The sequence below is a fragment of the Escherichia sp. WS1152 genome, from assembly GCF_046487665.1.
In the GTDB taxonomy this organism is placed as follows: Bacteria; Pseudomonadota; Gammaproteobacteria; order Enterobacterales; family Enterobacteriaceae; genus Escherichia; species Escherichia coli.
The window spans coordinates 292,071-315,167 of the sequence record NZ_JBJQJA010000001.1 but is presented as its reverse complement, the minus strand read 5'-3'; the positions used below and the strand labels follow the sequence as shown (position 1 = coordinate 315,167).

The following is a 23,097-nucleotide window of genomic DNA, read 5'->3' as shown; positions in this document are numbered from 1 at the left end:
TCTCACCCGCTAACACTGTCATAGCCTCGCTTTATGCGGGGCTTTGTTTTTTGTTACACTGCCGGCAGTCTGATTAAGGTAGTAATAATTATGCTGATCTTCGAAGGTAAAGAGATAGAAACGGATACCGAAGGCTATCTCAAAGAAAGCAGCCAGTGGAGTGAGCCGCTGGCAGTGGTGATTGCAGAGAACGAAGGGATTTCGCTGTCGCCAGAACACTGGGAAGTGGTGCGTTTTGTGCGTGATTTCTATCTGGAATTCAATACTTCTCCGGCGATTCGTATGCTGGTAAAAGCGATGGCGAATAAATTTGGCGAAGAAAAAGGTAACAGCCGCTATTTATACCGACTGTTTCCGAAAGGTCCGGCTAAGCAAGCCACCAAAATTGCTGGCCTGCCAAAACCGGTAAAATGTATTTAACGGATACGAAAATCGGTTAATTCACCCGAGGGATGATGCGGCTCGCTGAGCACCCGTTCTACACGCGCAGAACGCGGGCCGCCACTCTTTAACCACTGCATTAATTTTTCTACCTGCCCTTCTTCACCGCAAGCAACCACTTCCACGCTGCCATCGTCAAGATTTTTGGCGTACCCGGTTAAACCCAGTCTTTTCGCTTCGTACTGTGTGGTGTAGCGAAATCCTACGCCCTGAACTCGCCCGTAAACCCAGGCAATTATGCAGACTTTCGACATTGCTGCTCTCCTTATCCTTAATGGACGCGTTGCAAATCCATGGAAAACTCCGGACAATGACGCCCATTTCTTTGCATCGACAGAAAAGTAAATTATGAGTGTACGTTTAGTGTTAGCCAAAGGGCGCGAAAAATCATTACTTCGTCGCCATCCGTGGGTCTTTTCCGGGGCCGTTGCCCGCATGGAAGGTAAAGCCAGCCTCGGTGAAACCATCGATATTGTTGATCATCAGGGAAAATGGTTAGCACGCGGCGCTTATTCGCCAGCTTCGCAAATCCGGGCGCGCGTCTGGACGTTTGACCCGTCTGAGTCTATCGACATTGCTTTTTTTTCCCGCCGTTTGCAACAAGCACAAAAATGGCGTGACTGGCTGGCGCAAAAAGATGGCCTCGACAGCTATCGTTTAATCGCCGGTGAATCTGATGGCCTGCCGGGTATTACTATCGATCGTTTCGGTAATTTTCTGGTGCTGCAACTGCTGAGTGCTGGTGCAGAATATCAGCGCGCGGCATTAATTAGTGCCCTGCAAACGCTGTACCCGGAATGTGCGATTTACGATCGCAGCGACGTCGCGGTACGTAAAAAAGAAGGAATGGAGCTGACCCAAGGCCCCGTCACCGGCGAGTTGCCGCCTGCCCTGCTGCCGATTGAAGAACATGGCATGAAGCTGCTGGTGGACATACAGCACGGACACAAAACGGGCTACTACCTGGACCAGCGTGACAGCCGCCTGGCTACCCGCCGCTACGTTGAAAATAAACGCGTACTGAACTGTTTCTCCTATACCGGTGGTTTCGCCGTATCGGCACTGATGGGCGGTTGCAACCAGGTTGTCAGTGTTGATACCTCCCAGGAAGCCCTGGATATTGCACGGCAGAACGTTGAGCTGAACAAACTGGATCTGAGCAAGGCTGAGTTTGTCCGTGATGATGTCTTTAAATTGCTGCGTACTTATCGCGATCGCGGTGAAAAATTTGACGTTATCGTGATGGACCCGCCGAAGTTTGTTGAGAATAAAAGCCAGTTGATGGGCGCGTGTCGTGGCTATAAAGACATCAACATGCTGGCGATTCAGTTGCTGAATGAAGGCGGTATTCTCCTGACTTTCTCCTGTTCCGGTCTGATGACCAGCGATTTATTTCAGAAAATCATCGCGGATGCCGCAATTGATGCCGGCCGTGATGTACAATTTATAGAGCAGTTCCGTCAGGCAGCCGATCATCCGGTGATCGCTACCTATCCGGAAGGGCTATATCTGAAAGGGTTTGCCTGTCGCGTCATGTAACTTGAAATGTGGAATTTTACCCTTATATCAAAGGTAAAGATTTCCCGGGAGGTGACTATGATTGCCAGCAAATTCGGTATCGGCCAGCAGGTCCGCCATTCCCTGTTAGGTTATCTCGGAGTGGTCGTGGATATCGACCCGGTTTATTCGCTCTCTGAACCGTCGCCTGATGAGCTGGCGGTGAATGACGAGCTTCGCGCCGCTCCGTGGTATCACGTGGTGATGGAGGACGATAACGGCCTACCGGTTCATACCTACCTGGCTGAAGCCCAGCTAAGTAGCGAATTGCAGGATGAACATCCTGAACAGCCATCCATGGATGAGCTGGCGCAGACCATCCGCAAACAACTCCAGGCCCCGCGTCTGCGTAACTGATCCCTGAACGAATCCCCGGAAGGTTTTTGCCTTCCGGGGATTTTTTATTTGGCCAGGCCCAGGCGAGGGATCTCAATAGCCGGGCAGCGATCCATCACCACATTCAACCCGGCATCCCGTGCCAGTACTGCCGCTTGCTCATTAATCACCCCCAATTGCATCCAGAGGGTTTTCGCGCCAATGGCGATAGCTTCCTGCGCCACGCCCCACGCCGCTTCTGAATTACGGAAAACATCGACCATATCGACCTTTTCCGGAACGTCTGCCAGCGTGCCATACCCCTGCTGGCCCAGCAGCGTTTTGCCGGCAACTTTTGGCGAAACCGGAATGACGTGATACCCCTGGTCGAGTAGATATTTCATCACGCGATAGCTGGGACGATCGGGTTTGTCGCTTGCCCCCACCAGCGCAATGGTGTGAGTGGACGTTAAAATGCCTGCAATATCGGTTTCTTTCATTATTTCCTCCAGACTGTTTCACAAAGTGTACGACAAAGCCGACATGCCAACCATGCAGCTAATACGAATGAATGAGAGCAAAAGCGGGAAATATGTCTATATGTTAGTAAGTATGATTAAAGAAAAATTTTGACACATTATTATTCGGGCGGTCTTTTGACAGGAGCTACCTATGAAAACCGGCATCGTGACCACCTTGATTGCATTATGTTTGCCGGTATCCGTTTTTGCCACCACGCTGCGGCTTTCAACCGATGTCGATCTTCTGGTACTCGACGGCAAGAAGGTTTCCAGCTCTCTGCTGCGCGGTGCGGACAGCATTGAACTGGATAATGGACCGCATCAGTTAGTGTTTCGCGTTGAGAAGACGATTCATCTTTCCAATAGTGAAGAACGGCTGTATATCTCCCCACCGCTGGTGGTCAGTTTTAATACCCAGCTCATCAACCAGGTCAATTTTCGCCTGCCTCGCCTGGAGAATGAGCGGGAAGCTAACCATTTTGATGCCGCGCCGCGCCTTGAATTGTTGGATGGCGATGCGACGCCGATTCCGGTAAAGCTGGATATTCTCGCCATTACCTCAACGGCAAAAACGATTGATTATGAGGTCGAGGTTGAACGCTATAACAAATCCGCGAAACGCGCTTCACTACCGCAATTTGCCACGATGATGGCAGATGACAGTACGCTGCTTTCGGGTGTTTCCGAGCTGGATGCTATTCCACCGCAGTCTCAGGTGCTCACAGAACAACGGCTGAAGTATTGGTTTAAACTGGCTGACCCACAAACGCGAAATACTTTCCTGCAATGGGCGGAAAAACAACCATCTTCCTGAGATTTTTGTGCCTGTGCGCAGGCTTTTTCGGTCTTTATCTTGCAGCGATAAGTGCTTACAGTAATCTGTAGGAAAGTTAACTACGGATGTACATTATGGAACTGACGACTCGCACTTTACCTGCGCGGAAACATATTGCGCTGGTGGCACACGATCACTGCAAACAAATGCTGATGAGCTGGGTGGAACGGCATCAACCGTTACTGGAACAACACGTACTGTATGCAACAGGCACTACCGGTAACTTAATTTCCCGCGCGACCGGCATGAACGTCAACGCGATGTTGAGTGGCCCAATGGGGGGTGACCAGCAGGTTGGCGCATTGATCTCAGAAGGGAAAATTGATGTATTGATTTTCTTCTGGGATCCACTAAATGCCGTGCCGCACGATCCTGACGTGAAAGCCTTGCTGCGTCTGGCGACGGTATGGAACATTCCGGTCGCCACCAACGTGGCAACGGCAGACTTCATTATCCAGTCGCCGCATTTCAACGACGCGGTCGATATTCTGATCCCCGATTATCAGCGTTATCTCGCGGACCGTCTGAAGTAATATTGCACAGGTGGCAAACGCCACCTGTTTCTTACGGTTTTCTCGCCACCGGCACATCCAGATTTTTCAGTATTTCGACAAAGGGAGAGGGATTCTCTTTGTTAAACAGTGCCCATACCCGATGGCGTGCCCGGGTCAGCGCCACGTACATTAACCGCCGTTCTTCAGCGTCCGGGAAATCCTCAACCGGTGGCAGTAGCGCCTCTTCCATAATCGACTCCCGCGCCGCAGCCGGAAAACCATCACTTCCCTCCTGCAAGCCAACGATGATGACGTAATCCGCCTGTTGCCCTTTGCTGGCATGAATGGTCATAAAGTCGATTTGCAACTTCGGCCAGCGTGTTGCCGCTTTTTCCAGGCTGGCAGGCCTCATGTGATGGTAACGCGCCAGGATCAGAATGCGCTCTTCCGGTTTGGCATAACCAGAGAGCTTATCCAGCAAAGCGTCAAGTTGACTCTCATCCAATAACGTGACGGCTTTTTTATCTCCATTGGTTAAGCTGTTTAGCGGCTTTTTCAACTGGCCTGGGTTCTGCTGAATAAACCGGTTTGCCACCTCACCGATACGACTGTTAAAACGGTAAGTCGTGTCTAAATCACAGCGATCGCCTTCACCAAAGTTTTCATGGAAAGCGGTGGTGAGCGACATTTGCGCACCGCTGAATCGGTAAATCGCCTGCCAGTCATCACCAACGGCGAACAACGTCGTCTGACTGTTTTGCTTGCGTAATGCCGCTAACAACGCTGCCCGCTGCGGCGAGATATCCTGAAATTCATCAACCAGAATATGCTTCCACGGGCTGATAAAGCGACCTTTCTCCAGAATCACAATCGCCTGATGAATAAGGCCCGAAAAATCGACAGCGTTTTCTGCCTTCAGTGCACCTTTCCAGGCTTTTAATAACGGGGCCATCAACTTGATACGTTTACTGAACAGATCGCGAATCTCTTCGGGTGCACTGGCAATCATTTCTGCCTGTGCACCACCGTGCATCCGCATCAGACTTACCCAACGATCGAGGCGTGAGGCAAGACGACGCTGTAATTTTTCATCATCCCAGAAGTTACCTTCTGGCACTGACCACTGCATTTCTTCCGTCAGCCATTGCCGCCAGCCCTTCGCCTGCGCTTTCTTTTCGCTGCATTGCTTGCGCCACTCAGCAATAAAGAGTTCATGACGGGCAGCGGTATCATTTTCCAGTTTGCTGACTATCGGAACTTTTTTGCTGCCCTGCTGAATAATATGCAGCGCCAGCGCATGAAACGTGCGTGCGGTAATGTCTTCGGTATGTAGCCGTTCGCGAATACGCTCGTCCATCTCTTCAGCGGCTTTGCGACCAAACGCCAGCAATAAAATTTGCTCAGGGGACGCTTCACCACGCGCCAGCAACCAGCCTGCACGGGCCACCAGCACCGACGTTTTTCCGCTTCCTGCACCTGCCAGCACTAACAGAGAATGCTCGCCATTAACGACTGCCCGGGCCTGCGCCGGATTCAGCGGTGAAGACTCGACCTGGCGGAAAAAATCCGCATACTCGGTAAGCATGGCTTCGGTATACGCCTGGTTATGCTGCAACCGAGCGCTTTCAATATCTTTCAACCAGGCCTGACATTTACGCCACGCCTCACGGCAGTTATCGAATTCTTCCAGTCGGTTAACCGGCAACGGCAACGCCGACAAAGCCTGGCGGATTTGTTGCTGAACGCCAGAGGTTTGCTCACGCGTCAGCCATTTATTTTCTCCAGTGCGCGTGGCAATCAAATCCAGTTGCTGGCGTAAAACACCAGACGCAATTTCGCTCATCTCGCCACTCCACCGCCGCCAGTGAGCATCAAGATGATGGTAAAAACGCTGCGTCTCGCCCCATTCGGTGCCGTGCAGACGCACCACTTTTTCGTCCGGCAGTACAAATTCCAGCTCGCCCCATACCAGACCGCGCTTACAGTGAATCGCCAGTAATTGATTGAAAGGAATAAGGTATTCGTGGCGATCGCCGGAGACTTTAATCCCGGCATTGAGGATCACCGCCCGATCGTAAGGGTGCTGTGCCAGACGTTTTCCAAGCGTTGTCGCTTTCAGTTCCATGACTCTGTAGATCCACACGAAATTATTTCTTATCAGTGTAACCGTCAGAGAAAACGTGCTCCAGCCCAAAAAAACGTTACAATTGCCGCCCATTACTGAAAACCACAGTAAAGCGAGGTTTTATGCGTACCGTTTTGAACATTCTGAACTTTGTGCTTGGCGGATTTGCCACCACTCTGGGCTGGCTGTTGGCGACTCTGGTCAGTATTGTGCTGATTTTTACCTTACCGCTGACACGATCCTGCTGGGAGATCACTAAACTGTCTCTGGTGCCTTATGGCAATGAAGCTATTCATGTCGATGAACTGAACCCGGCTGGCAAAAATGTGCTGCTGAATACTGGCGGTACGGTATTGAATATTTTCTGGCTGATTTTCTTTGGCTGGTGGTTATGCCTGATGCACATTGCAACGGGCATCGCACAATGTATTTCCATCATTGGCATTCCTGTCGGTATTGCGAACTTTAAAATTGCCGCTATTGCACTATGGCCGGTTGGTCGTCGCGTGGTATCGGTAGAAACAGCGCAAGCTGCGCGTGAAGCCAATGCACGTCGTCGTTTTGAATAATCCACTAATATGGCCTATATGCTAAGTCCTTTGCTCAAACGCTATACTTGGAACAGCGCCTGGCTGTATTACGCGCGTATTTTTATTGCGCTTTGTGGAACCACAGCGTTTCCGTGGTGGCTGGGTGATGTAAAACTGACGATTCCGCTGACGCTGGGGATGGTGGCAGCGGCGCTGACCGATCTCGATGACCGACTGGCGGGACGTTTGCGTAACCTCATCATTACGCTGTTCTGCTTTTTTATCGCCTCGGCCTCAGTAGAATTGCTGTTTCCCTGGCCCTGGCTATTTGCGATTGGCTTAACGCTCTCTACCAGCGGCTTCATTTTGCTCGGCGGTCTGGGTCAACGCTATGCAACAATTGCCTTCGGTGCATTGCTGATCGCCATTTACACAATGTTGGGAACATCACTGTATGAGCACTGGTATCAGCAGCCGATGTATCTGCTGGCCGGTGCCGTCTGGTACAACGTCCTGACACTTATTGGTCATCTGCTGTTCCCGGTCCGCCCGCTGCAGGACAACCTGGCGCGTTGCTATGAACAACTGGCGCGTTATCTTGAGCTCAAGTCGCGCATGTTTGATCCTGATATTGAAGATGAAAGCCAGGCACCGCTGTACGATTTGGCTCTCGCCAACGGTCAGCTGATGGCGACATTGAATCAGACGAAACTCTCGCTGCTGACCCGCTTACGTGGCGATCGTGGTCAACGGGGAACGCGTCGCACGCTGCATTATTACTTTGTCGCACAGGATATTCACGAGCGTGCCAGCTCTTCTCATATTCAGTATCAAACATTGCGTGAACATTTTCGCCACAGCGACGTGCTGTTCCGTTTTCAGCGGCTGATGTCGATGCAGGGCCAGGCGTGCCAGCAACTGTCACGCTGTATTTTGCTGCGTCAGCCTTATCAACATGATCCGCATTTTGAGCGCGCTTTTACGCATATTGATGCTGCCCTGGAGCGGATGCGCGATAACGGCGCGCCTGCCGATTTACTCAAAACACTGGGATTTTTGCTGAACAATTTACGCGCCATTGATGCCCAACTGGCAACAATTGAATCAGAACAGGCCCAGGCACTGCCCCATAATAATGACGAAAATGAGCTCGCTGATGACAGCCCGCACGGATTGAGTGATATCTGGCTGCGTCTTAGCCGTCACTTCACGCCGGAATCCGCCCTCTTCCGTCATGCGGTAAGAATGTCGCTGGTGTTGTGCTTCGGCTACGCCATCATTCAAATAACCGGAATGCATCACGGGTATTGGATCTTGCTGACAAGTTTGTTTGTCTGCCAGCCAAACTATAACGCCACGCGCCACCGCCTGAAGTTAAGGATTATTGGTACGCTGGTAGGTATCGCCATTGGCATTCCTGTGCTGTGGTTTGTGCCATCACTGGAAGGGCAGCTGGTGCTGCTGGTTATTACCGGCGTGCTCTTTTTTGCCTTCCGTAACGTGCAATACGCTCATGCAACGATGTTCATCACACTTTTGGTGCTACTGTGTTTTAACTTACTGGGTGAAGGTTTTGAAGTAGCGTTACCTCGCGTAATCGATACGCTGATTGGTTGTGCCATTGCGTGGGCGGCAGTGAGCTACATCTGGCCTGACTGGCAGTTTCGCAATCTGCCGCGCATGCTCGAACGCGCCACAGAGGCCAACTGTCGCTATCTCGATGCCATACTGGAGCAATACCATCAGGGGCGTGATAACCGTCTGGCGTATCGTATTGCCCGCCGCGATGCACACAACCGTGATGCTGAACTGGCGTCGGTGGTATCAAATATGTCCAGCGAACCGAACGTTACCCCGCAAATTCGCGAAGCCGCGTTTCGGTTGCTGTGCCTTAACCATACGTTTACCAGCTATATCTCAGCCCTCGGTGCTCACCGGGAGCAGTTAACTAATCCTGAAATTCTGGCATTTCTTGATGACGCAGTTTGCTATGTTGATGACGCGTTACATCATCAACCTGCTGATGAAGAACGCGTCAATCAGGCATTAGCTGGCCTGAAACAACGGATGCAGCAACTTGAACCACGGGCAGACAGCAAAGAACCTCTGGTCGTACAACAAGTTGGGTTATTGATTGCATTACTGCCTGAGATTGGTCGTCTGCAACGCCAGATTACTCAAGTTCCGCAGGAAACTCCTGTTTCGGCGTAAGAGAGTCAGCCCATTCTGCAAGCTCCTGGCGGCGTGCCACCGGGAGCGCAGCTTCATGAATGCCGATAATGGCACCTTCAAGCATAAACAGAATCTTTTCTGTCACCAGACTGTTTTGCTGCCGCAGTCGCAACCAACACATTTTTGCCCCAAGTATACGTAACGCCCGTACATCCTTAATCCCCACCTCCCCGAGAATCGCTTCCAGATGAAAAGACATATTGGGCAAATCTTTCAGTCTTTCCCGGGTATTGCGCGTGCTTTTCTCTTTCAGCGCTGCATCGAGAGAATATTTCGACAGACGCACCAGCTTCAGTTGATTTCGCCATAGACTTTCATCAACCCGATAGTAATTGAGGGTAACGGATCGGCCACACTTTTTATATGTCAGCCAGACAGGCGGATGTTTTACACAGTACTGTGCACTTTGCTCACAAGCCCGAAGATATAACTCACCATCAGAAACCATCGCAAACACCGTGTCGTCAACGGTCAGGCTGTAACTACCAAACAATGATCGGTATTCAATTGTGCCCAACGTTGCCAGGTATTCTTGTGATTTATAGATCCGCTTATAGGAGAGGCTTTTCATAAAATTCCTTTTAAAATCATAACATAAAAGAATGATTCACATTAACGGATCCGTTAAATACGAAAATAGGCAACTTATTCTTTAGGGGCAAGATTAATTTATGTTTTCCCGTCACCAACGACAAAATTTGCGAGGCTCTTTCCGAAAATAGGGTTGATCTTTGTCGTCACTGGATGTACTGTACATCCATACAGTAACTCACAGGGGCTGGATTGATTATGTACACTTCAGGCTATGCACATCGTTCTTCGTCGTTCTCATCCGCAGCAAGTAAAATTGCGCGTGTCTCTACGGAAAACACTACAGCCGGGCTTATCAGTGAAGTTGTCTATCGCGAAGATCAGCCCATGATGACGCAACTTCTACTGTTGCCATTGTTACAGCAACTCGGTCAGCAATCGCGCTGGCAACTCTGGTTAACACCGCAACAAAAACTGAGTCGGGAATGGGTTCAGGCATCTGGGCTACCCTTAACGAAAGTAATGCAGATTAGCCAGCTCCCCCCTTGCCACACTGTGGAGTCAATGGTTCGCGCTTTACGCACGGGCAATTACAGTGTGGTGATCGGTTGGTTGGCAGATGATTTGACTGAAGAAGAGCATGCTGAACTTGTTGATGCGGCAAATGAAGGTAACGCTATGGGGTTTATTATGCGTCCGGTAAGCGCATCCTCTCACGCAACGAGACAACTTTCCGGGCTAAAAATTCACTCTAATTTGTATCATTAAGTAAATTTAGGATTAATCCTGGAACTTTTTTTGTCGCCCAGCCAATGCTTTCAGTCGTGACTAATTTTCCTTGCGGAGGCTTGTCTGAAGCGGTTTCCGCGATTTTCTTCTGTAAATTGTCGCTGACAAAAAAGATTAAACGTACCTTATACAAGACTTTTTTTTCATATGCCTGACGGAGTTCACACTTGTAAGTTTTCAACTACGTTGTAGACTTTACATCGCCAGGGGTGCTCGGCATAAGCCGAAGATATCGGTAGAGTTAATATTGAGCAGATCCCCCGGTGAAGGATTTAACCGTGTTATCTCGTTGGAGATATTCATGGCGTATTTTGGATGATAACGAGGCGCAAAAAATGAAAAAGACAGCTATCGCGATTGCAGTGGCACTGGCTGGTTTCGCTACCGTAGCGCAGGCCGCTCCGAAAGATAACACCTGGTACACTGGTGCTAAACTGGGCTGGTCCCAGTACCATGACACTGGTTTCATCGACAACAATGGCCCGACCCATGAAAACCAACTGGGCGCTGGTGCTTTTGGTGGTTACCAGGTTAACCCGTATGTTGGCTTTGAAATGGGTTACGACTGGTTAGGTCGTATGCCGTATAAAGGCAGCGTTGAAAACGGTGCATACAAAGCTCAGGGCGTTCAGTTGACCGCTAAACTGGGTTACCCAATCACTGACGACCTGGACGTGTACACTCGTCTGGGTGGTATGGTTTGGCGTGCAGACACCAAAGCTCACAACAATGTGACAGGTGAATCTGAGAAAAACCACGATACCGGCGTTTCTCCGGTATTCGCAGGTGGTGTTGAATGGGCCATCACTCCTGAAATCGCTACCCGTCTGGAATACCAGTGGACCAACAACATCGGTGACGCACACACCATCGGCACTCGTCCGGACAACGGCCTGCTGAGCCTGGGTGTTTCCTACCGTTTCGGTCAGGGCGAAGCAGCTCCGGTAGTTGCTCCGGCTCCAGCTCCGGCACCGGAAGTACAGACCAAGCACTTCACTCTGAAGTCTGACGTTCTGTTCAACTTCAACAAAGCAACCCTGAAACCGGAAGGTCAGGCTGCTCTGGATCAGCTGTACAGCCAGCTGAGCAACCTGGATCCGAAAGACGGTTCCGTAGTTGTTCTGGGTTACACCGACCGCATCGGTTCTGACGCTTACAACCAGGGTCTGTCCGAGCGCCGTGCTCAGTCTGTTGTTGATTACCTGATCTCCAAAGGTATCCCGGCAGACAAGATCTCCGCACGTGGTATGGGCGAATCCAACCCGGTTACTGGCAACACCTGTGACAACGTGAAACAGCGTGCTGCACTGATCGACTGCCTGGCTCCGGATCGTCGCGTAGAGATCGAAGTTAAAGGCATCAAAGACGTTGTAACTCAGCCGCAGGCTTAAGTTCTCGTCTGGTAGAAAAACCCCGCAGCTGCGGGGTTTTTTTTTCACCTTTAGTAAATTGAACTGAGTTTCGTCAGTTATTCCTTACCCAGCAATGCCTGCAGATCATGCTTCAAAGAAGACATTTTATTCGCGTATTTCTCTTTGTTTTCCGCATCTTCAATCAGCTGAACAATCGTTTCAGAAAGCGTTTTACCGCGACGCTGCGCAAGACCAGCCAGACGTTGCCAGACAATAAATTCCAGATCGATCGATTTTTTGCGCGTATGCTGGTGTTCCGCATTAAAATGGCGCTTCCGTCTGGCCCGAATGGTTTGCTTCATGCGATTGACCAGTTCCGGATTCATATGCTTGTCAATCCAGCCATTTACCAGCACGGGTTCATTTTCCAGCGAGAGCAACACATCGACGGCTTCCTGGGCGGCACTGGCTTCTATGTAACGGGTAATTAACTCCCCTTCGCGATGCTTCTTCACCAGATACTTCCATTTCCAACCGCTTTCAAGATTTTCAAGTTGTTGATATTTCATAGCGATCTCAATGTTACCGTGTAACTCTTTACAGAATATCAGCTTTTTAGGCCAGTGAAGAAAAGAATCTCCATCCTGTGAGCTTTAACGCCCATGCCAGGAGTATTGTCGGTGCTTTCTACGTGTGCTGTAGTGCCGGTTACGGTATAATCGCGGCTTTGACAACAGACTAAAAAACATCAACTTTGACCATTACGAAACTTGCATGGCGTGACCTGGTTCCTGATACCGATAGCTATCAGGAAATATTTGCTCAGCCACATTTGATTGACGAAAACGATCCTTTATTCAGTGATACTCAACCGCGGCTGCAATTTGCGCTGGAGCAGTTGCTGCATACGCGAGCATCCTCCTCTTTTATGCTGGCGAAGGCCCCGGAAGAGTCTGAGTATCTGAATCTTATTGCCAATGCCGCGCGTACGCTACAAAGCGATGCAGGCCAACTCGTGGGCGGTCACTATGAGGTTTCCGGCCACACCATCCGCTTACGTAACGCAGTGAGTGCAGATGATAATTTTGCGACTTTAACGCAAGTTGTCGCTGCCGACTGGGTAGAAGCGGAGCAACTCTTTGGCTGCCTGCGCCAGTTTAATGGCGACATTACCCTGCAGCCTGGTCTGGTGCATCAGGCAAATGGCGGTATTCTCATCATCTCTTTGCGTACACTGCTGGCGCAACCTCTGCTGTGGATGCGGCTGAAAAATATCGTTAACCGCGAGCGTTTTGACTGGGTTGCGTTTGATGAGTCGCGCCCTCTCCCCGTCTCTGTGCCTTCGATGCCATTGAAGCTGAAAGTCATTCTGGTAGGCGAACGCGAATCATTGGCTGATTTCCAGGAGATGGAGCCAGAGCTTTCAGAGCAGGCTATTTATAGCGAATTTGAAGATACTCTGCAGATTGTCGATGCGGAGTCAGTAAGCCAGTGGTGTCGCTGGGTGACATTTACCGCCAGACATAATCACTTACCTGCACCGGGAGCGGATGCCTGGCCGATACTTATCCGCGAAGCAGCACGCTACACCGGTGAACAAGAAACACTTCCGCTTAGCCCGCAGTGGATCCTCCGCCAGTGTAAAGAGGTCGCCTCCCTGTGCGATGGCGACACCTTCTCCGGCGAGCAGCTAAACTTAATGCTGCAGCAGCGTGAATGGCGCGAGGGTTTCCTCGCTGAACGCATGCAGGATGAGATCCTTCAGGAGCAAATCCTGATTGAAACCGAAGGCGAACGCATCGGGCAAATTAACGCCCTTTCGGTCATTGAATTTCCGGGTCATCCACGCGCTTTTGGCGAACCTTCTCGCATTAGCTGCGTTGTGCATATTGGCGATGGTGAATTCACCGACATCGAACGCAAAGCGGAGCTTGGCGGCAATATCCATGCGAAAGGGATGATGATCATGCAGGCGTTCCTGATGTCGGAACTACAGCTTGAGCAACAGATCCCCTTCTCAGCATCGCTGACATTTGAGCAGTCATACAGTGAAGTTGATGGAGATAGTGCCTCGATGGCTGAACTCTGCGCCCTGATAAGCGCCCTCGCTGATGTGCCGGTGAATCAGAGTATCGCTATCACAGGTTCAGTCGATCAGTTCGGTCGCGCCCAGCCGGTCGGTGGTTTAAATGAGAAAATCGAAGGCTTCTTTGCTATTTGCCAGCAACGTGAGTTAACGGGTAAACAAGGTGTCATTATCCCCACTGCTAACGTTCGCCATTTAAGTCTTCACAGTGAACTGGTGAAAGCGGTAGAAGAAGGCAAATTCACCATCTGGGCAGTAGACGATGTGACTGACGCACTGCCGTTATTATTAAATCTGGTGTGGGATGGCGAAGGCCAAACGACGCTGATGCAAACCATCCAGGAACGTATCGCGCAAGCATCGCAACAGGAAGGACGTCACCGTTTTCCATGGCCATTACGTTGGCTGAACTGGTTTATTCCGAACTGATCGGACTTGTTCAGCGTACACGTGTTAGCTATCCTGCGTGCTTCAATAAAATAAGGCTTACAGAGAACATGGTAGATAAACGCGAATCCTATACAAAAGAAGACCTTCTTGCCTCTGGTCGCGGTGAACTGTTTGGCGCTAAAGGCCCGCAATTGCCAGCACCGAACATGCTGATGATGGACCGTGTGGTCAAAATGACCGAAACGGGTGGTAACTTCGACAAAGGGTATGTTGAAGCAGAACTGGATATCAATCCGGATCTGTGGTTCTTCGGATGCCACTTTATTGGCGATCCGGTTATGCCGGGATGCCTGGGCCTGGACGCAATGTGGCAGCTGGTAGGGTTCTACCTCGGCTGGCTGGGCGGCGAAGGTAAAGGCCGCGCGCTGGGCGTTGGCGAAGTGAAATTCACTGGTCAGGTACTGCCGACAGCGAAAAAAGTGACCTACCGTATTCACTTTAAACGCATTGTTAATCGTCGTCTGATTATGGGTCTGGCAGATGGCGAAGTGCTGGTTGATGGTCGTCTGATCTATACCGCCAGCGACCTGAAAGTCGGTCTGTTCCAGGATACGTCTGCCTTCTGATTATAATCAGACAGAGTATCAAAAGGCGAAACCTCCGCAATGCGGAGGTTTCTTTTTAAAGAGACAGAATCAGGCCATTACTACCCTGTCCGCCATGGCTTCTCGCCAGCCTCCCAGCCATTGTGACCTTTGATTCAGCGTCTGATAGGGACACATTTCTTTTGAGCGTCCGGCGATGCCGGCCTGATAACCACGTTGATGTGCCCGTTCCAGGCGATCTCGTTTTTGTCTCTTCATGCCTCGTTTCCCTCATACTGGTTTCTGGTGGAAAAGAAAACAGTGATTACTAAATGTGCAATCACAGTTAAGCAATACCGCGAATCATAACTGCCGTCAATGCGCAAAATTCACGCCACTGTCATATTTGTGAGCTACACGGGCATGTCGGTTGTACAAAAAATGTGAAGAGGAACAAATTTTTCCGTACGTTAGAAACAAAAAAACCGCCTCAGGCAACATACCGGAGACGGTTATATTTACAAATCTTTATAATTAAGGTAGACGCTTTATCTCTTGAGCAATAGAAGCGGCTTCCTGACTCCAGACACCGGCCAGCACTTTAACCATCTCATCGTAACCATCCTGAGTTTGCACTCCTTCCAGACGGAACGGACGTTTGATCAGTTGTCCCTGGTGGTTCAACAGCCACTCACCACTGACAATGACCTTGCCATCATAGCGACCGTTAAACTCCGTTACGGTAACATTGAGCGTGTCCTGGGCGCTTCCCAGAGGCTGGGAGGCAACCACCCAGCCGGGCAGTTGCGTGCTCAGGTTGGCTACCAGGGTGTTGCGCAACTGTTGATCCAACGGGCTGGCCCACAAGTTGTTGTTGGCAATCACATACTTCACATCACTGGTTTGATAAACCACACCATTCCCCGCCAGATAGTCAGGTACAGCGACCTGCTCTACCCATAACAGGCGATTGCCCTGGCTGGCGGTACTTTGTGTACCGCTCTGCACCACAGGTAACTGGTAATAGTTTTTATTAATTTCGCCGGAGCTGCATCCGGCCAGCCACAGTGCTGCAATCGTCACTAGCCACTTTTTCATTGTTTCGCCCTCTTCGGCTCTGGATCTTTTTTGTCCTTCGCTTCAAATACCAGCGCGTTACTCTTCTCATTGAGCGTTTTCAGCACCGGTTGCAGTTCTCGCAACACCTGATCAAGGCGCTGCATATCCGCCACCATCTTGTTGTAGGCTGCGGAGCCAGGCTGGAAGCCCTGCATGCTGCGATTCAATTCACGCAACGTTGACTGCATATCCGTCGGCAACTGCTGCATCGACTGGCTGGCGAGGATCTTGTTCATGCTATCCAGCGTCGTTTGCAGGTTTTTCATTGTGCGCTGACTTTCAGAAAGCGTACTGGTTGCCTGTTCAATCATCGGATTCAATGGCAGTTTGTTGATCTTATCCAACGCTTCCATCAGTCGTTGCTGGATTTGCGCCAGGCCGCCACTAACGGTCGGGATAATCTGATAACCATTAAATTCACGAATACCGGTTATTGCAGGCGTATTTGGATAGAAATCGAGATCAACATACAGTGCGCCAGTGACCAGGTTTCCGGTTTTCAGCGATCCGCGTAAACCACGTTTCAACAATTCGCCAAGGTGCTCAACAACATCCGCATTTTCGCCAAGCTGCATTTTCAGCCGCTCTGGCTCGATACGAATCAGCACCGGAATACGGTAATCATCGTTAAATGTCTGACGCATATTCGGCGCAAAGAATGGCACTTTGCTTACGGTACCCAGGCGAATACCCCGGAATTCTACCGGAGCTCCCGGTTGCAGACCGCGTACCGAATCTTTAAAGAACATCAGATAATCAATGTGATCGGTGTACAACGAATCCTGAATGCTCTTCTGATCATCATACAAAACGAAAGCTGTTTTCGGTGCCACTGGCTGCCCTAAATCCAGACCTTCCGGCACATCAAAGCTGACACCGCCACTCAGCAGCGTTGTCAATGAGCCCATCTCCACACGCATTCCCGCTGACGTCAGATCAACCGCAATGCCACTATCTTTCCAGAAGCGAACATTGCTGGTCACCAGTCGGTCATAAGGTGCATTGATGAACAGTTGATAACTGATATTGCGTTTTTGCGTATCGAAGGTGCTGGTTTCAACCGAACCTACCCGATAGCCACGGAACAGCACCGGATCTCCTGGCGAGAGCTGCCCGGCTTTTTTGCTATCGAGAATCACACGGATACCTTTCGCATCAGGCGGGGCCAACGGTGGCGAGTCCAGCAAATCGTATTTATCCATTTTGCTGCCTTTCGCGCCTGGCTGCAGTTCGATATAAACCCCAGACAGCAGGGTTCCCAGACCGCTAATCCCTTCTCGACCAATCTGCGGTTTCACCACCCAAAAGACGGTATCTTTATGCAGCAATTTTTCCATACCGGAATTCAGCCGCGCTTTGATTTCAACGTGTGTCAAATCATCAGCGAGTGTGGCGCTTTCAACCACGCCGACGTCAACGCTACGGCTTTTAATGGTGGTTTTGCCACCTTCAATTCCTTCCGCATTCGCGGTGATCAGGGTCACTTCCGGTCCCTGATGGCTGTAATGATAAAAAAGAACCCAGGCCCCAATGAGCGCCGTGACGATAGGAAATATCCACACGGGAGACCAGTTCTTCACTTTCTGGATTTTGGCTTCCCCATTATTAGATTCCATACTGTCAGGACTCCTCATGCTCTGATTCAGGTTGACGATCCCACGACAAACGCGGGTCAAACGTCATAGCAGAAAACATTGTCATTATGACGACTAAAGCAAACATTAATGCACCCATTGCCGGATAAATACTCATTAAACCTCCCATACGCACCAGCGCCGAGAGCACCGCGATAACGAAAACGTCAATCATCGACCAGCGGCCTACAAACTCAACAACTTCATAAATCAAATGCATTCTTTCACTGTCGCGCTTGCCATGCCCTTTGGCATCCCAACACAGCCACGCGATGGCGATCATCTTTAACGTTGGCACCATAATACTGGCCAGAAAGATCACCGCAGCGACGGGATAAGAGCCTTCGCTCCATAACAGGATGACCCCAGCGAGAATCGTCGATGGCATCTTCGAGCCTAATAAATCCGTCACCATGATGGGCAAAATATTAGCCGGAAGATACAGCATGATGGACGTAACAAGCAGCGCGAGTGTCCATTGCAGGCTGTTTCTACGTCGAACGTACCCTTTGGTACTACAACGCGGGCACACGGGTTCGTCAGCAGGAAGGATTGCCGTACAACAGGAGCACGAACGCAGCCCCTGACGTATCCCCGTGACACCTGGTTTTAGCGGCTGGCGCAGTTCTGGCATCGGGGCGATATCGTCCCATAACCAGCGACGATCAACGCACTGAAAAGCACGCAGTTGCAGGACACAAAATAAACACCAGGGGAGAAAGCTGCTGCCTACGCCAATGCTGCCGTAAGCCATCAGTTTAACGAAACTGACCAGCACACCCGCGAGGAAAATCTCCGCCATTCCCCAGGTTTTGAGTTGAAAAAGCACCCGTGCCAGTTGCTCTTTTAAACGGACCGGTAATTCCGCGCGATTCACCAGTAACAGAATGGTTATCAGACAAAACGCGGGAACCAGTTGCACAAACAACAGGAAAAAGGTGCCGAGGCTGGCGTAGTCCTCAGAAAAAAGCACGCCGGGAATTTCCAGTAATGTAATTTCACTGGTAACTCCTGCAACGTTCATATTCACAAAAGGAAACAAGTTGGACAGCAACAGCATGAACAGTGCAGCCAACGCATAGGCGGTAGGACGCTGCCGGGGGGCATCCCACGCCACGGTTAACGTTGTGCCACACCGGGGACATGCCGCTTTCTGACCATGCTCAAGGCGCGGTAACGCCACCAGCATGTCACACTGCGAGCACAGGATGTGCTTCGCGGCATGATGATGTTCGCACATTGGTACTCCTTAATGATGCGCTATTTTACAGATGACTAACAAAGTGTTGGTTTTCATGCCTGATAAACCCAGTTCATCAGGCAATTTTACCGTTGTCAGCTGTCTCTGTTTAAATCGACTATTTTGCGATCAGCCACCATTTTTTAACGCTTCAAGATACTCCCAGCGTTCAAAGGCTTGCTCCAGCTCCTGCTCTGCAGCAGCCATATCAGCGAGCACTTTTTGTGTCTGCTCATGCGGCTGACTGAAGAAGGAAGCATCCGCCACCTGCGTCTGTAGGGCTTCCAGCTTCGCCTCCAGATCTTCGAGCAATTGCGGTAGCTGCTCCAGTTCGCGCTGCAATTTATAGCTTAGTTTGCTACTGCTGCGTTTTACAGTTTCTGCTTTTGGCGCGGCGGCTTCTTCGTTTTTTTTCACCGCAGGCTGTTTGAGCGCCACATACTGCTCTTGCTGAGCACGGGCATCATGATAACCGCCGACATAACGACCAATTTTACCGCCGCCTTCGAAGATCCAGCATTCTGTAACGGTGTTATCAACAAACTGACGATCGTGGCTTACCAGCAATACCGTGCCCTGGTAGCTGTCGATCAGTTCTTCCAGCAGTTCCAGCGTTTCGACATCAAGATCGTTGGTCGGTTCGTCAAGAATCAATAAGTTGCTTGGTTTGAGGAACAAACGCGCCAGCAGCAAGCGGTTCCGCTCACCGCCAGAAAGCGCACGTACTGGCGTCATCGCCCGTTTCGGATGGAACAGGAAGTCCTGCAAATAGCCCAAAACGTGGCGTGGCTTGCCGTTAACCATCACCTCTTGCTTACCTTCGGCAAGGTTATCCATCACCGTTTTATCGGGATCCAGTTCCGCGCGGTGCTGATCGAAATAAGCCACTTCCAGTTTGGTGCCAACGTGAATACGCCCGCTGTCCGCTTGAAGCTGACCGAGCATCAGTTTCAGCAGCGTGGTTTTGCCGCAGCCATTCGGCCCAATCAGGGCAATTTTGTCGCCACGTAGAACCTGGGCAGAAAAATCTTTCACCAGTTGCTTTCCGTCAACCTGGTAGCAAACGTCTTCCATTTCGAAAACGATCTTACCGGAGCGGCTGGCCTCTTCCACCTGCATCTTTGCGGTACCCATCACTTCGCGACGTTCGCCACGCTCGCGACGCATCGCTTTCAGGGCGCGTACGCGGCCTTCATTACGGGTACGGCGTGCTTTGATCCCCTGGCGAATCCACACTTCTTCCTGCGCCAGTTTGCGATCGAACTCGGCATTTTGTAGTTCTTCCACGCGCAGGGCTTCTTCTTTTTCCAGCAGGTACTGATCGTAATTGCCCGGATAGGTCACCAGCTTGCCGCGATCGAGATCAACAATGCGCGTCGCCATATTGCGGATAAACGAACGGTCGTGGGAGATGAAAATAATCGTCCCATTGAAGGTTTTGAGGAACCCTTCCAGCCAGTCGATGGTTTCGATATCCAGGTGGTTAGTCGGTTCGTCCAGCAGCAATACGCGCGGATTGCTCACCAGCGCGCGTCCTAATGCCGCTTTACGCAACCAGCCGCCGGAAAGCGACGACAGCGCAACGTTAGGATCTAACCCCAGTTGCGCCAGCACTTCGTTGATGCGGTTTTCCAGCTGCCACAGGTTGTGGTGATCCAGCTGTTCCTGAACCTTTGCCAGTTCGTTGAGATTTTTCTCGCTCGGGTCGTTCATCACCAGGCGCGAAATATCGTGATAGCGTTTCAGGTATTCCGCTTGTTCTTCAATGCCTTCGGCAACGAAATCATAAACACTACCCTCAACGTTACGCGGCGGATCCTGTTGCAGACGCGCTACAATCAAATCCTGCTCGTAAATAATGCGACCGTCATCCAGCCCTTGTTCACGGTTGAGGATTTTCATTAACGTCGATTTGCCTGCGCCGTTGCGGCCCACCAGACAAACACGTTCGTTATCTTCGATATGCAGTTCTGCGTTATCGAGAAGCGGCGCGTCGCTGAACGACAGCCATGCGCCATGCATACTGATTAATGACATTACTATTCCTTTCAGGCTGCGGTAATCAGCCAGCAGTTGTGGATCTGGCGGTTACGGGCGAAATCCTGGGAGAGCGTTTTTTGCGTAATTTCTTGTGCTTTCAGTCCCAGTTTTGCCAGACCGTCGAGATCCATACGGAAGCCACGTTTGTTGTTCGAGAACATGATCGTCCCACCTGCACGCAGCAGACGTTTCAAATCTTTCATCAGCGCCAGATGATCGCGCTGAACATCAAACGCATCTTCCATTCGTTTTGAGTTAGAGAAGGTTGGCGGATCGATAAAGATCAGATCGAACTGTTCATTTGCCTCACGCAGCCACGCCAGACAATCGGCCTGAATCAGGCGATGCGCACGCCCGGTCAGGCCATTCAGACGCAGGTTGCGTTCTGCCCACTCCAGATAAGTACGCGACATATCCACGGTGGTGGTGCTGCGTGCACCGCCTAATCCCGCATGCACGGTGGCGCTGCCGGTATAAGAAAACAGGTTGAGGAAATCTTTGCCTTTGCTCATCTGACCGAGCATACGGCGGGCGATACGGTGATCGAGGAACAGACCAGTATCGAGATAATCCGTCAGGTTCACCCACAAGTGAGCGTTATATTCGGTAACTTCAAGAAACTCGCCCTTCTCGCCCAGTTTCTGGTACTGGTTTTTGCCCTTCTGGCGTTCACGGGTTTTCAGCACCAGTTTGTTTGGCGCAATCCCCAGTACCGAAATGGTTACAGCGATAATATCGAACAGACGCTGACGCGCTTTGTGAGCATCAATAGTTTTTGGCGGTGCATACTCCTGCACCACCACCCAGTCGGCATAACGGTCAACGGCAACGTTATATTCCGGCAGATCGGCGTCATACAGGCGGTAACATTCAATTCCTTCCTGGCGAGCCCACTTCTCGAATTTTTTGAGGTTCTTACGCAGGCGGTTGGCGTAATCTTCCGCTACCATCGCCGGTTTGCTGTCTGGAGTGCTTTCGGCAACGTGGTAATTTTTCTGTACGCAGTCCAGCGGGCCGTTTTTCGCCTTGTACTGTTTGTCTGCACGCAGCTGCAAGCAGCTTAGCAGATCCGGCGAGGCACTAAACAAAGAGAGATTCCAGCCACCAAACTGGTTTTTCATGATCCGACCCAGCAGGCTATGCAGCGCAATCAGCGCCGGTTCGCTGTCCAGACGTTCCCCGTATGGCGGGTTGCTCAACACTGTGCCGTACGGCCCTTTCGGCAGCGGATTGGTCAGTTGCGCGACATCTTTCACCTCAAAGGTGATCAGTTCACCAATCCCCGCAAGACGGGCGTTAGTGCGTGCACGTTGAATCACCCGTGCGTCGCTGTCCGAACCGTAAAAATGAGAGCTATACTCAGCCAGGCCTTTACGGGCGCGAGTTTGCGCTTCCGCTTTCACTTCCTGCCAAATAGCTTCATCATGCTGCGCCCAGCCGCTAAAGCCCCAACGCCCACGGTGCAAGCCTGGTGCGCGATCGGTCGCCAGCATCGCCGCTTCAATCAGCAACGTACCGGAACCACACATCGGATCGAGCAGCGGTGTTCCTGGCTGCCAGCCGGATCGCATCACAATAGCGGCTGCCAGGGTTTCTTTGATCGGCGCAATACCAGCACGATCGCGATAGCCACGCAGATGTAAACCATCACCACTGAGATCAAGGGCGATACTGGCGGTTTCTTTATGCAGCCAGACGTTAACGCGGATATCCGGCGCATCGCGATCAACATTTGGACGCGGCAGATTTTTCCGCGTGAAAGCATCGACGATCGCGTCTTTCACTTTCATCGCGCCGTACTGACTGTTGCGGATGGTGTCATTCAAACCACTGAAGTGGACAGCGAAGGTCGCGCCAGGATTAAACATCTCTGTCCAGTTGATCGCCTGAACACCGAGATAGAGGTCTAAATCGCTGTAAACCTTACACTCGCCCAGCGGCAACATAATACGCGAGGCCAGGCGGCTCCACATCAGGCTCTGGTAAACAAGCCGTGTGTCGCCCTTGAAATGGACCCCACCCTGAACCACCTGGCATTCAACGGCCCCCAGGTTTTCCAGTTCAGTTTTTAACAGCTCTTCCAGCCCACGGGCCGTACTGGCAAACAGAGAATTCATATCGTCACTTTTACTCTAAGAGCCTACCGCAGTAGGCGTAATTGTTGCAGTCAGTCTGGACATGGACAGCGCGGAGAAACCGGAGCGTACACAAGTACGTGAGGATTTCGAGCACAACCCAGGGCCAAACTGACAAATAAAATAGCCTAATGGGACAGGCGCTAA

Annotated in this window: 22 protein-coding genes; 11 read left to right on the top strand and 11 right to left on the bottom strand. The window is 51.0% G+C overall.

Translation table 11 applies throughout. The features are described 5' to 3' along the window. Positions 1-90 precede the first annotated feature (90 nt). Positions 91-420, top strand: a complete 330-nt coding sequence (tusE, locus tag ACJHW7_RS01440) for a sulfurtransferase TusE (RefSeq protein WP_000904442.1) — start codon at positions 91-93, stop codon at positions 418-420. On the opposite strand, the gene yccX is transcribed toward tusE, so the two are convergent. Further along, positions 417-695, bottom strand: a complete 279-nt coding sequence (yccX, locus tag ACJHW7_RS01435; RefSeq protein WP_000048252.1) for an acylphosphatase — start codon at positions 693-695, stop codon at positions 417-419. The two genes, tusE and yccX, sit on opposite strands and share 4 nt — an antisense overlap. Before the next feature lie 94 nt (positions 696-789). Here yccX and rlmI point away from each other — a divergent pair, with 94 nt between their 5' ends. Together rlmI and hspQ are read left to right on the top strand one after the other, a co-directional pair. Then, the gene (gene rlmI, locus ACJHW7_RS01430; protein ID WP_001717969.1) at positions 790-1,980 is read left to right on the top strand and encodes a 23S rRNA (cytosine(1962)-C(5))-methyltransferase RlmI; all 1,191 of its coding nucleotides are present in this window, start codon (positions 790-792) and stop codon (positions 1,978-1,980) included. A gap of 57 nt (positions 1,981-2,037) precedes the next feature. Continuing rightward, the gene (hspQ, locus tag ACJHW7_RS01425) at positions 2,038-2,355 is read left to right on the top strand and encodes a heat shock protein HspQ (RefSeq protein ID WP_001295356.1); all 318 of its coding nucleotides are present in this window, start codon (positions 2,038-2,040) and stop codon (positions 2,353-2,355) included. 44 nt (positions 2,356-2,399) lie between these two features. Here the strand turns inward: hspQ and ACJHW7_RS01420 are convergent, their stop codons facing one another. Then, positions 2,400-2,813 (bottom strand): CoA-binding protein, encoded by a 414-nt coding sequence (locus ACJHW7_RS01420; RefSeq protein ID WP_000665217.1) that lies wholly within the window; start codon positions 2,811-2,813, stop codon positions 2,400-2,402. A 172-nt stretch (positions 2,814-2,985) separates the two neighbouring features. On the opposite strand from ACJHW7_RS01420, the gene ACJHW7_RS01415 reads away from it, so the two are divergent. Together ACJHW7_RS01415 and mgsA are read left to right on the top strand one after the other, a co-directional pair. Further along, positions 2,986-3,648: a DUF2057 family protein gene (locus ACJHW7_RS01415; RefSeq protein ID WP_000847791.1), complete on the top strand. Its 663-nt coding sequence runs from the start codon at positions 2,986-2,988 to the stop codon at positions 3,646-3,648. A 95-nt stretch (positions 3,649-3,743) separates the two neighbouring features. Continuing rightward, positions 3,744-4,202, top strand: coding sequence for a methylglyoxal synthase (gene mgsA, locus ACJHW7_RS01410; RefSeq protein ID WP_000424181.1), 459 nt, complete (start codon positions 3,744-3,746; stop codon positions 4,200-4,202). Positions 4,203-4,233: 31 nt separating this feature from the next. Here mgsA and helD read toward each other — a convergent pair whose 3' ends face one another. Then, complete coding sequence (gene helD, locus ACJHW7_RS01405; RefSeq protein ID WP_000420536.1) at positions 4,234-6,288, bottom strand: DNA helicase IV; 2,055 nt, start codon at positions 6,286-6,288, stop codon at positions 4,234-4,236. 122 nt (positions 6,289-6,410) lie between these two features. Here helD and ACJHW7_RS01400 point away from each other — a divergent pair, with 122 nt between their 5' ends. Both ACJHW7_RS01400 and yccS read left to right on the top strand, forming a co-directional pair. Beyond that, entirely contained in the window at positions 6,411-6,857 is a 447-nt protein-coding gene (locus ACJHW7_RS01400) for a YccF domain-containing protein (protein ID WP_001261235.1), read from the top strand. A 9-nt stretch (positions 6,858-6,866) separates the two neighbouring features. Beyond that, positions 6,867-9,029, top strand: coding sequence for a YccS family putative transporter (yccS, locus tag ACJHW7_RS01395; protein WP_000323868.1), 2,163 nt, complete (start codon positions 6,867-6,869; stop codon positions 9,027-9,029). On the opposite strand, the gene sxy is transcribed toward yccS, so the two are convergent. Beyond that, positions 8,992-9,621 (bottom strand): CRP-S regulon transcriptional coactivator Sxy, encoded by a 630-nt coding sequence (sxy, locus tag ACJHW7_RS01390; RefSeq protein ID WP_000839153.1) that lies wholly within the window; start codon positions 9,619-9,621, stop codon positions 8,992-8,994. The two genes, yccS and sxy, sit on opposite strands and share 38 nt — an antisense overlap. A gap of 218 nt (positions 9,622-9,839) precedes the next feature. Between sxy and sulA the strand changes: the two genes are divergently transcribed. Both sulA and ompA read left to right on the top strand, forming a co-directional pair. After that, complete coding sequence (sulA, locus tag ACJHW7_RS01385; RefSeq protein WP_000288706.1) at positions 9,840-10,349, top strand: SOS-induced cell division inhibitor SulA; 510 nt, start codon at positions 9,840-9,842, stop codon at positions 10,347-10,349. A gap of 356 nt (positions 10,350-10,705) precedes the next feature. After that, a complete protein-coding gene (gene ompA / locus ACJHW7_RS01380; RefSeq protein ID WP_000750414.1) occupies positions 10,706-11,761 on the top strand; it encodes a porin OmpA in 1,056 nt (351 codons plus the stop codon). 77 nt (positions 11,762-11,838) lie between these two features. Here ompA and matP read toward each other — a convergent pair whose 3' ends face one another. Then, positions 11,839-12,291 carry a macrodomain Ter protein MatP gene (matP, locus tag ACJHW7_RS01375; protein WP_000877158.1) on the bottom strand — a complete coding sequence of 151 codons (453 nt, stop codon included), beginning with the start codon at positions 12,289-12,291 and terminating at the stop codon, positions 11,839-11,841. 185 nt (positions 12,292-12,476) lie between these two features. Here matP and ACJHW7_RS01370 point away from each other — a divergent pair, with 185 nt between their 5' ends. After that, positions 12,477-14,237, top strand: coding sequence for a Lon protease family protein (locus tag ACJHW7_RS01370; protein ID WP_021556661.1), 1,761 nt, complete (start codon positions 12,477-12,479; stop codon positions 14,235-14,237). A 68-nt stretch (positions 14,238-14,305) separates the two neighbouring features. Continuing rightward, complete coding sequence (fabA, locus tag ACJHW7_RS01365; protein ID WP_000227927.1) at positions 14,306-14,824, top strand: bifunctional 3-hydroxydecanoyl-ACP dehydratase/trans-2-decenoyl-ACP isomerase; 519 nt, start codon at positions 14,306-14,308, stop codon at positions 14,822-14,824. Between the two features lie 69 nt (positions 14,825-14,893). Here the strand turns inward: fabA and rmf are convergent, their stop codons facing one another. The 6 genes from rmf to rlmKL form a co-directional block, all read right to left on the bottom strand. Then, positions 14,894-15,061 (bottom strand): ribosome modulation factor, encoded by a 168-nt coding sequence (gene rmf / locus ACJHW7_RS01360; protein WP_000828648.1) that lies wholly within the window; start codon positions 15,059-15,061, stop codon positions 14,894-14,896. Positions 15,062-15,316: 255 nt separating this feature from the next. Beyond that, positions 15,317-15,880, bottom strand: coding sequence for a membrane integrity-associated transporter subunit PqiC (pqiC, locus tag ACJHW7_RS01355; RefSeq protein ID WP_000759107.1), 564 nt, complete (start codon positions 15,878-15,880; stop codon positions 15,317-15,319). Further along, positions 15,877-17,517 carry an intermembrane transport protein PqiB gene (gene pqiB, locus ACJHW7_RS01350; protein ID WP_000445541.1) on the bottom strand — a complete coding sequence of 547 codons (1,641 nt, stop codon included), beginning with the start codon at positions 17,515-17,517 and terminating at the stop codon, positions 15,877-15,879. Before pqiB ends, pqiC begins: the two co-directional genes overlap by 4 nt. 4 nt (positions 17,518-17,521) lie before the next feature. Next, on the bottom strand, positions 17,522-18,775 hold the full coding sequence (gene pqiA / locus ACJHW7_RS01345; protein ID WP_000333176.1) for a membrane integrity-associated transporter subunit PqiA: 1,254 nt from the start codon (positions 18,773-18,775) through the stop codon (positions 17,522-17,524). 129 nt (positions 18,776-18,904) lie between these two features. After that, entirely contained in the window at positions 18,905-20,812 is a 1,908-nt protein-coding gene (locus ACJHW7_RS01340; protein WP_021556660.1) for an ABC transporter ATP-binding protein, read from the bottom strand. Positions 20,813-20,823: 11 nt separating this feature from the next. Continuing rightward, the gene (rlmKL, locus tag ACJHW7_RS01335) at positions 20,824-22,932 is read right to left on the bottom strand and encodes a bifunctional 23S rRNA (guanine(2069)-N(7))-methyltransferase RlmK/23S rRNA (guanine(2445)-N(2))-methyltransferase RlmL (RefSeq protein ID WP_021556659.1); all 2,109 of its coding nucleotides are present in this window, start codon (positions 22,930-22,932) and stop codon (positions 20,824-20,826) included. Positions 22,933-23,097 lie beyond the last annotated feature (165 nt).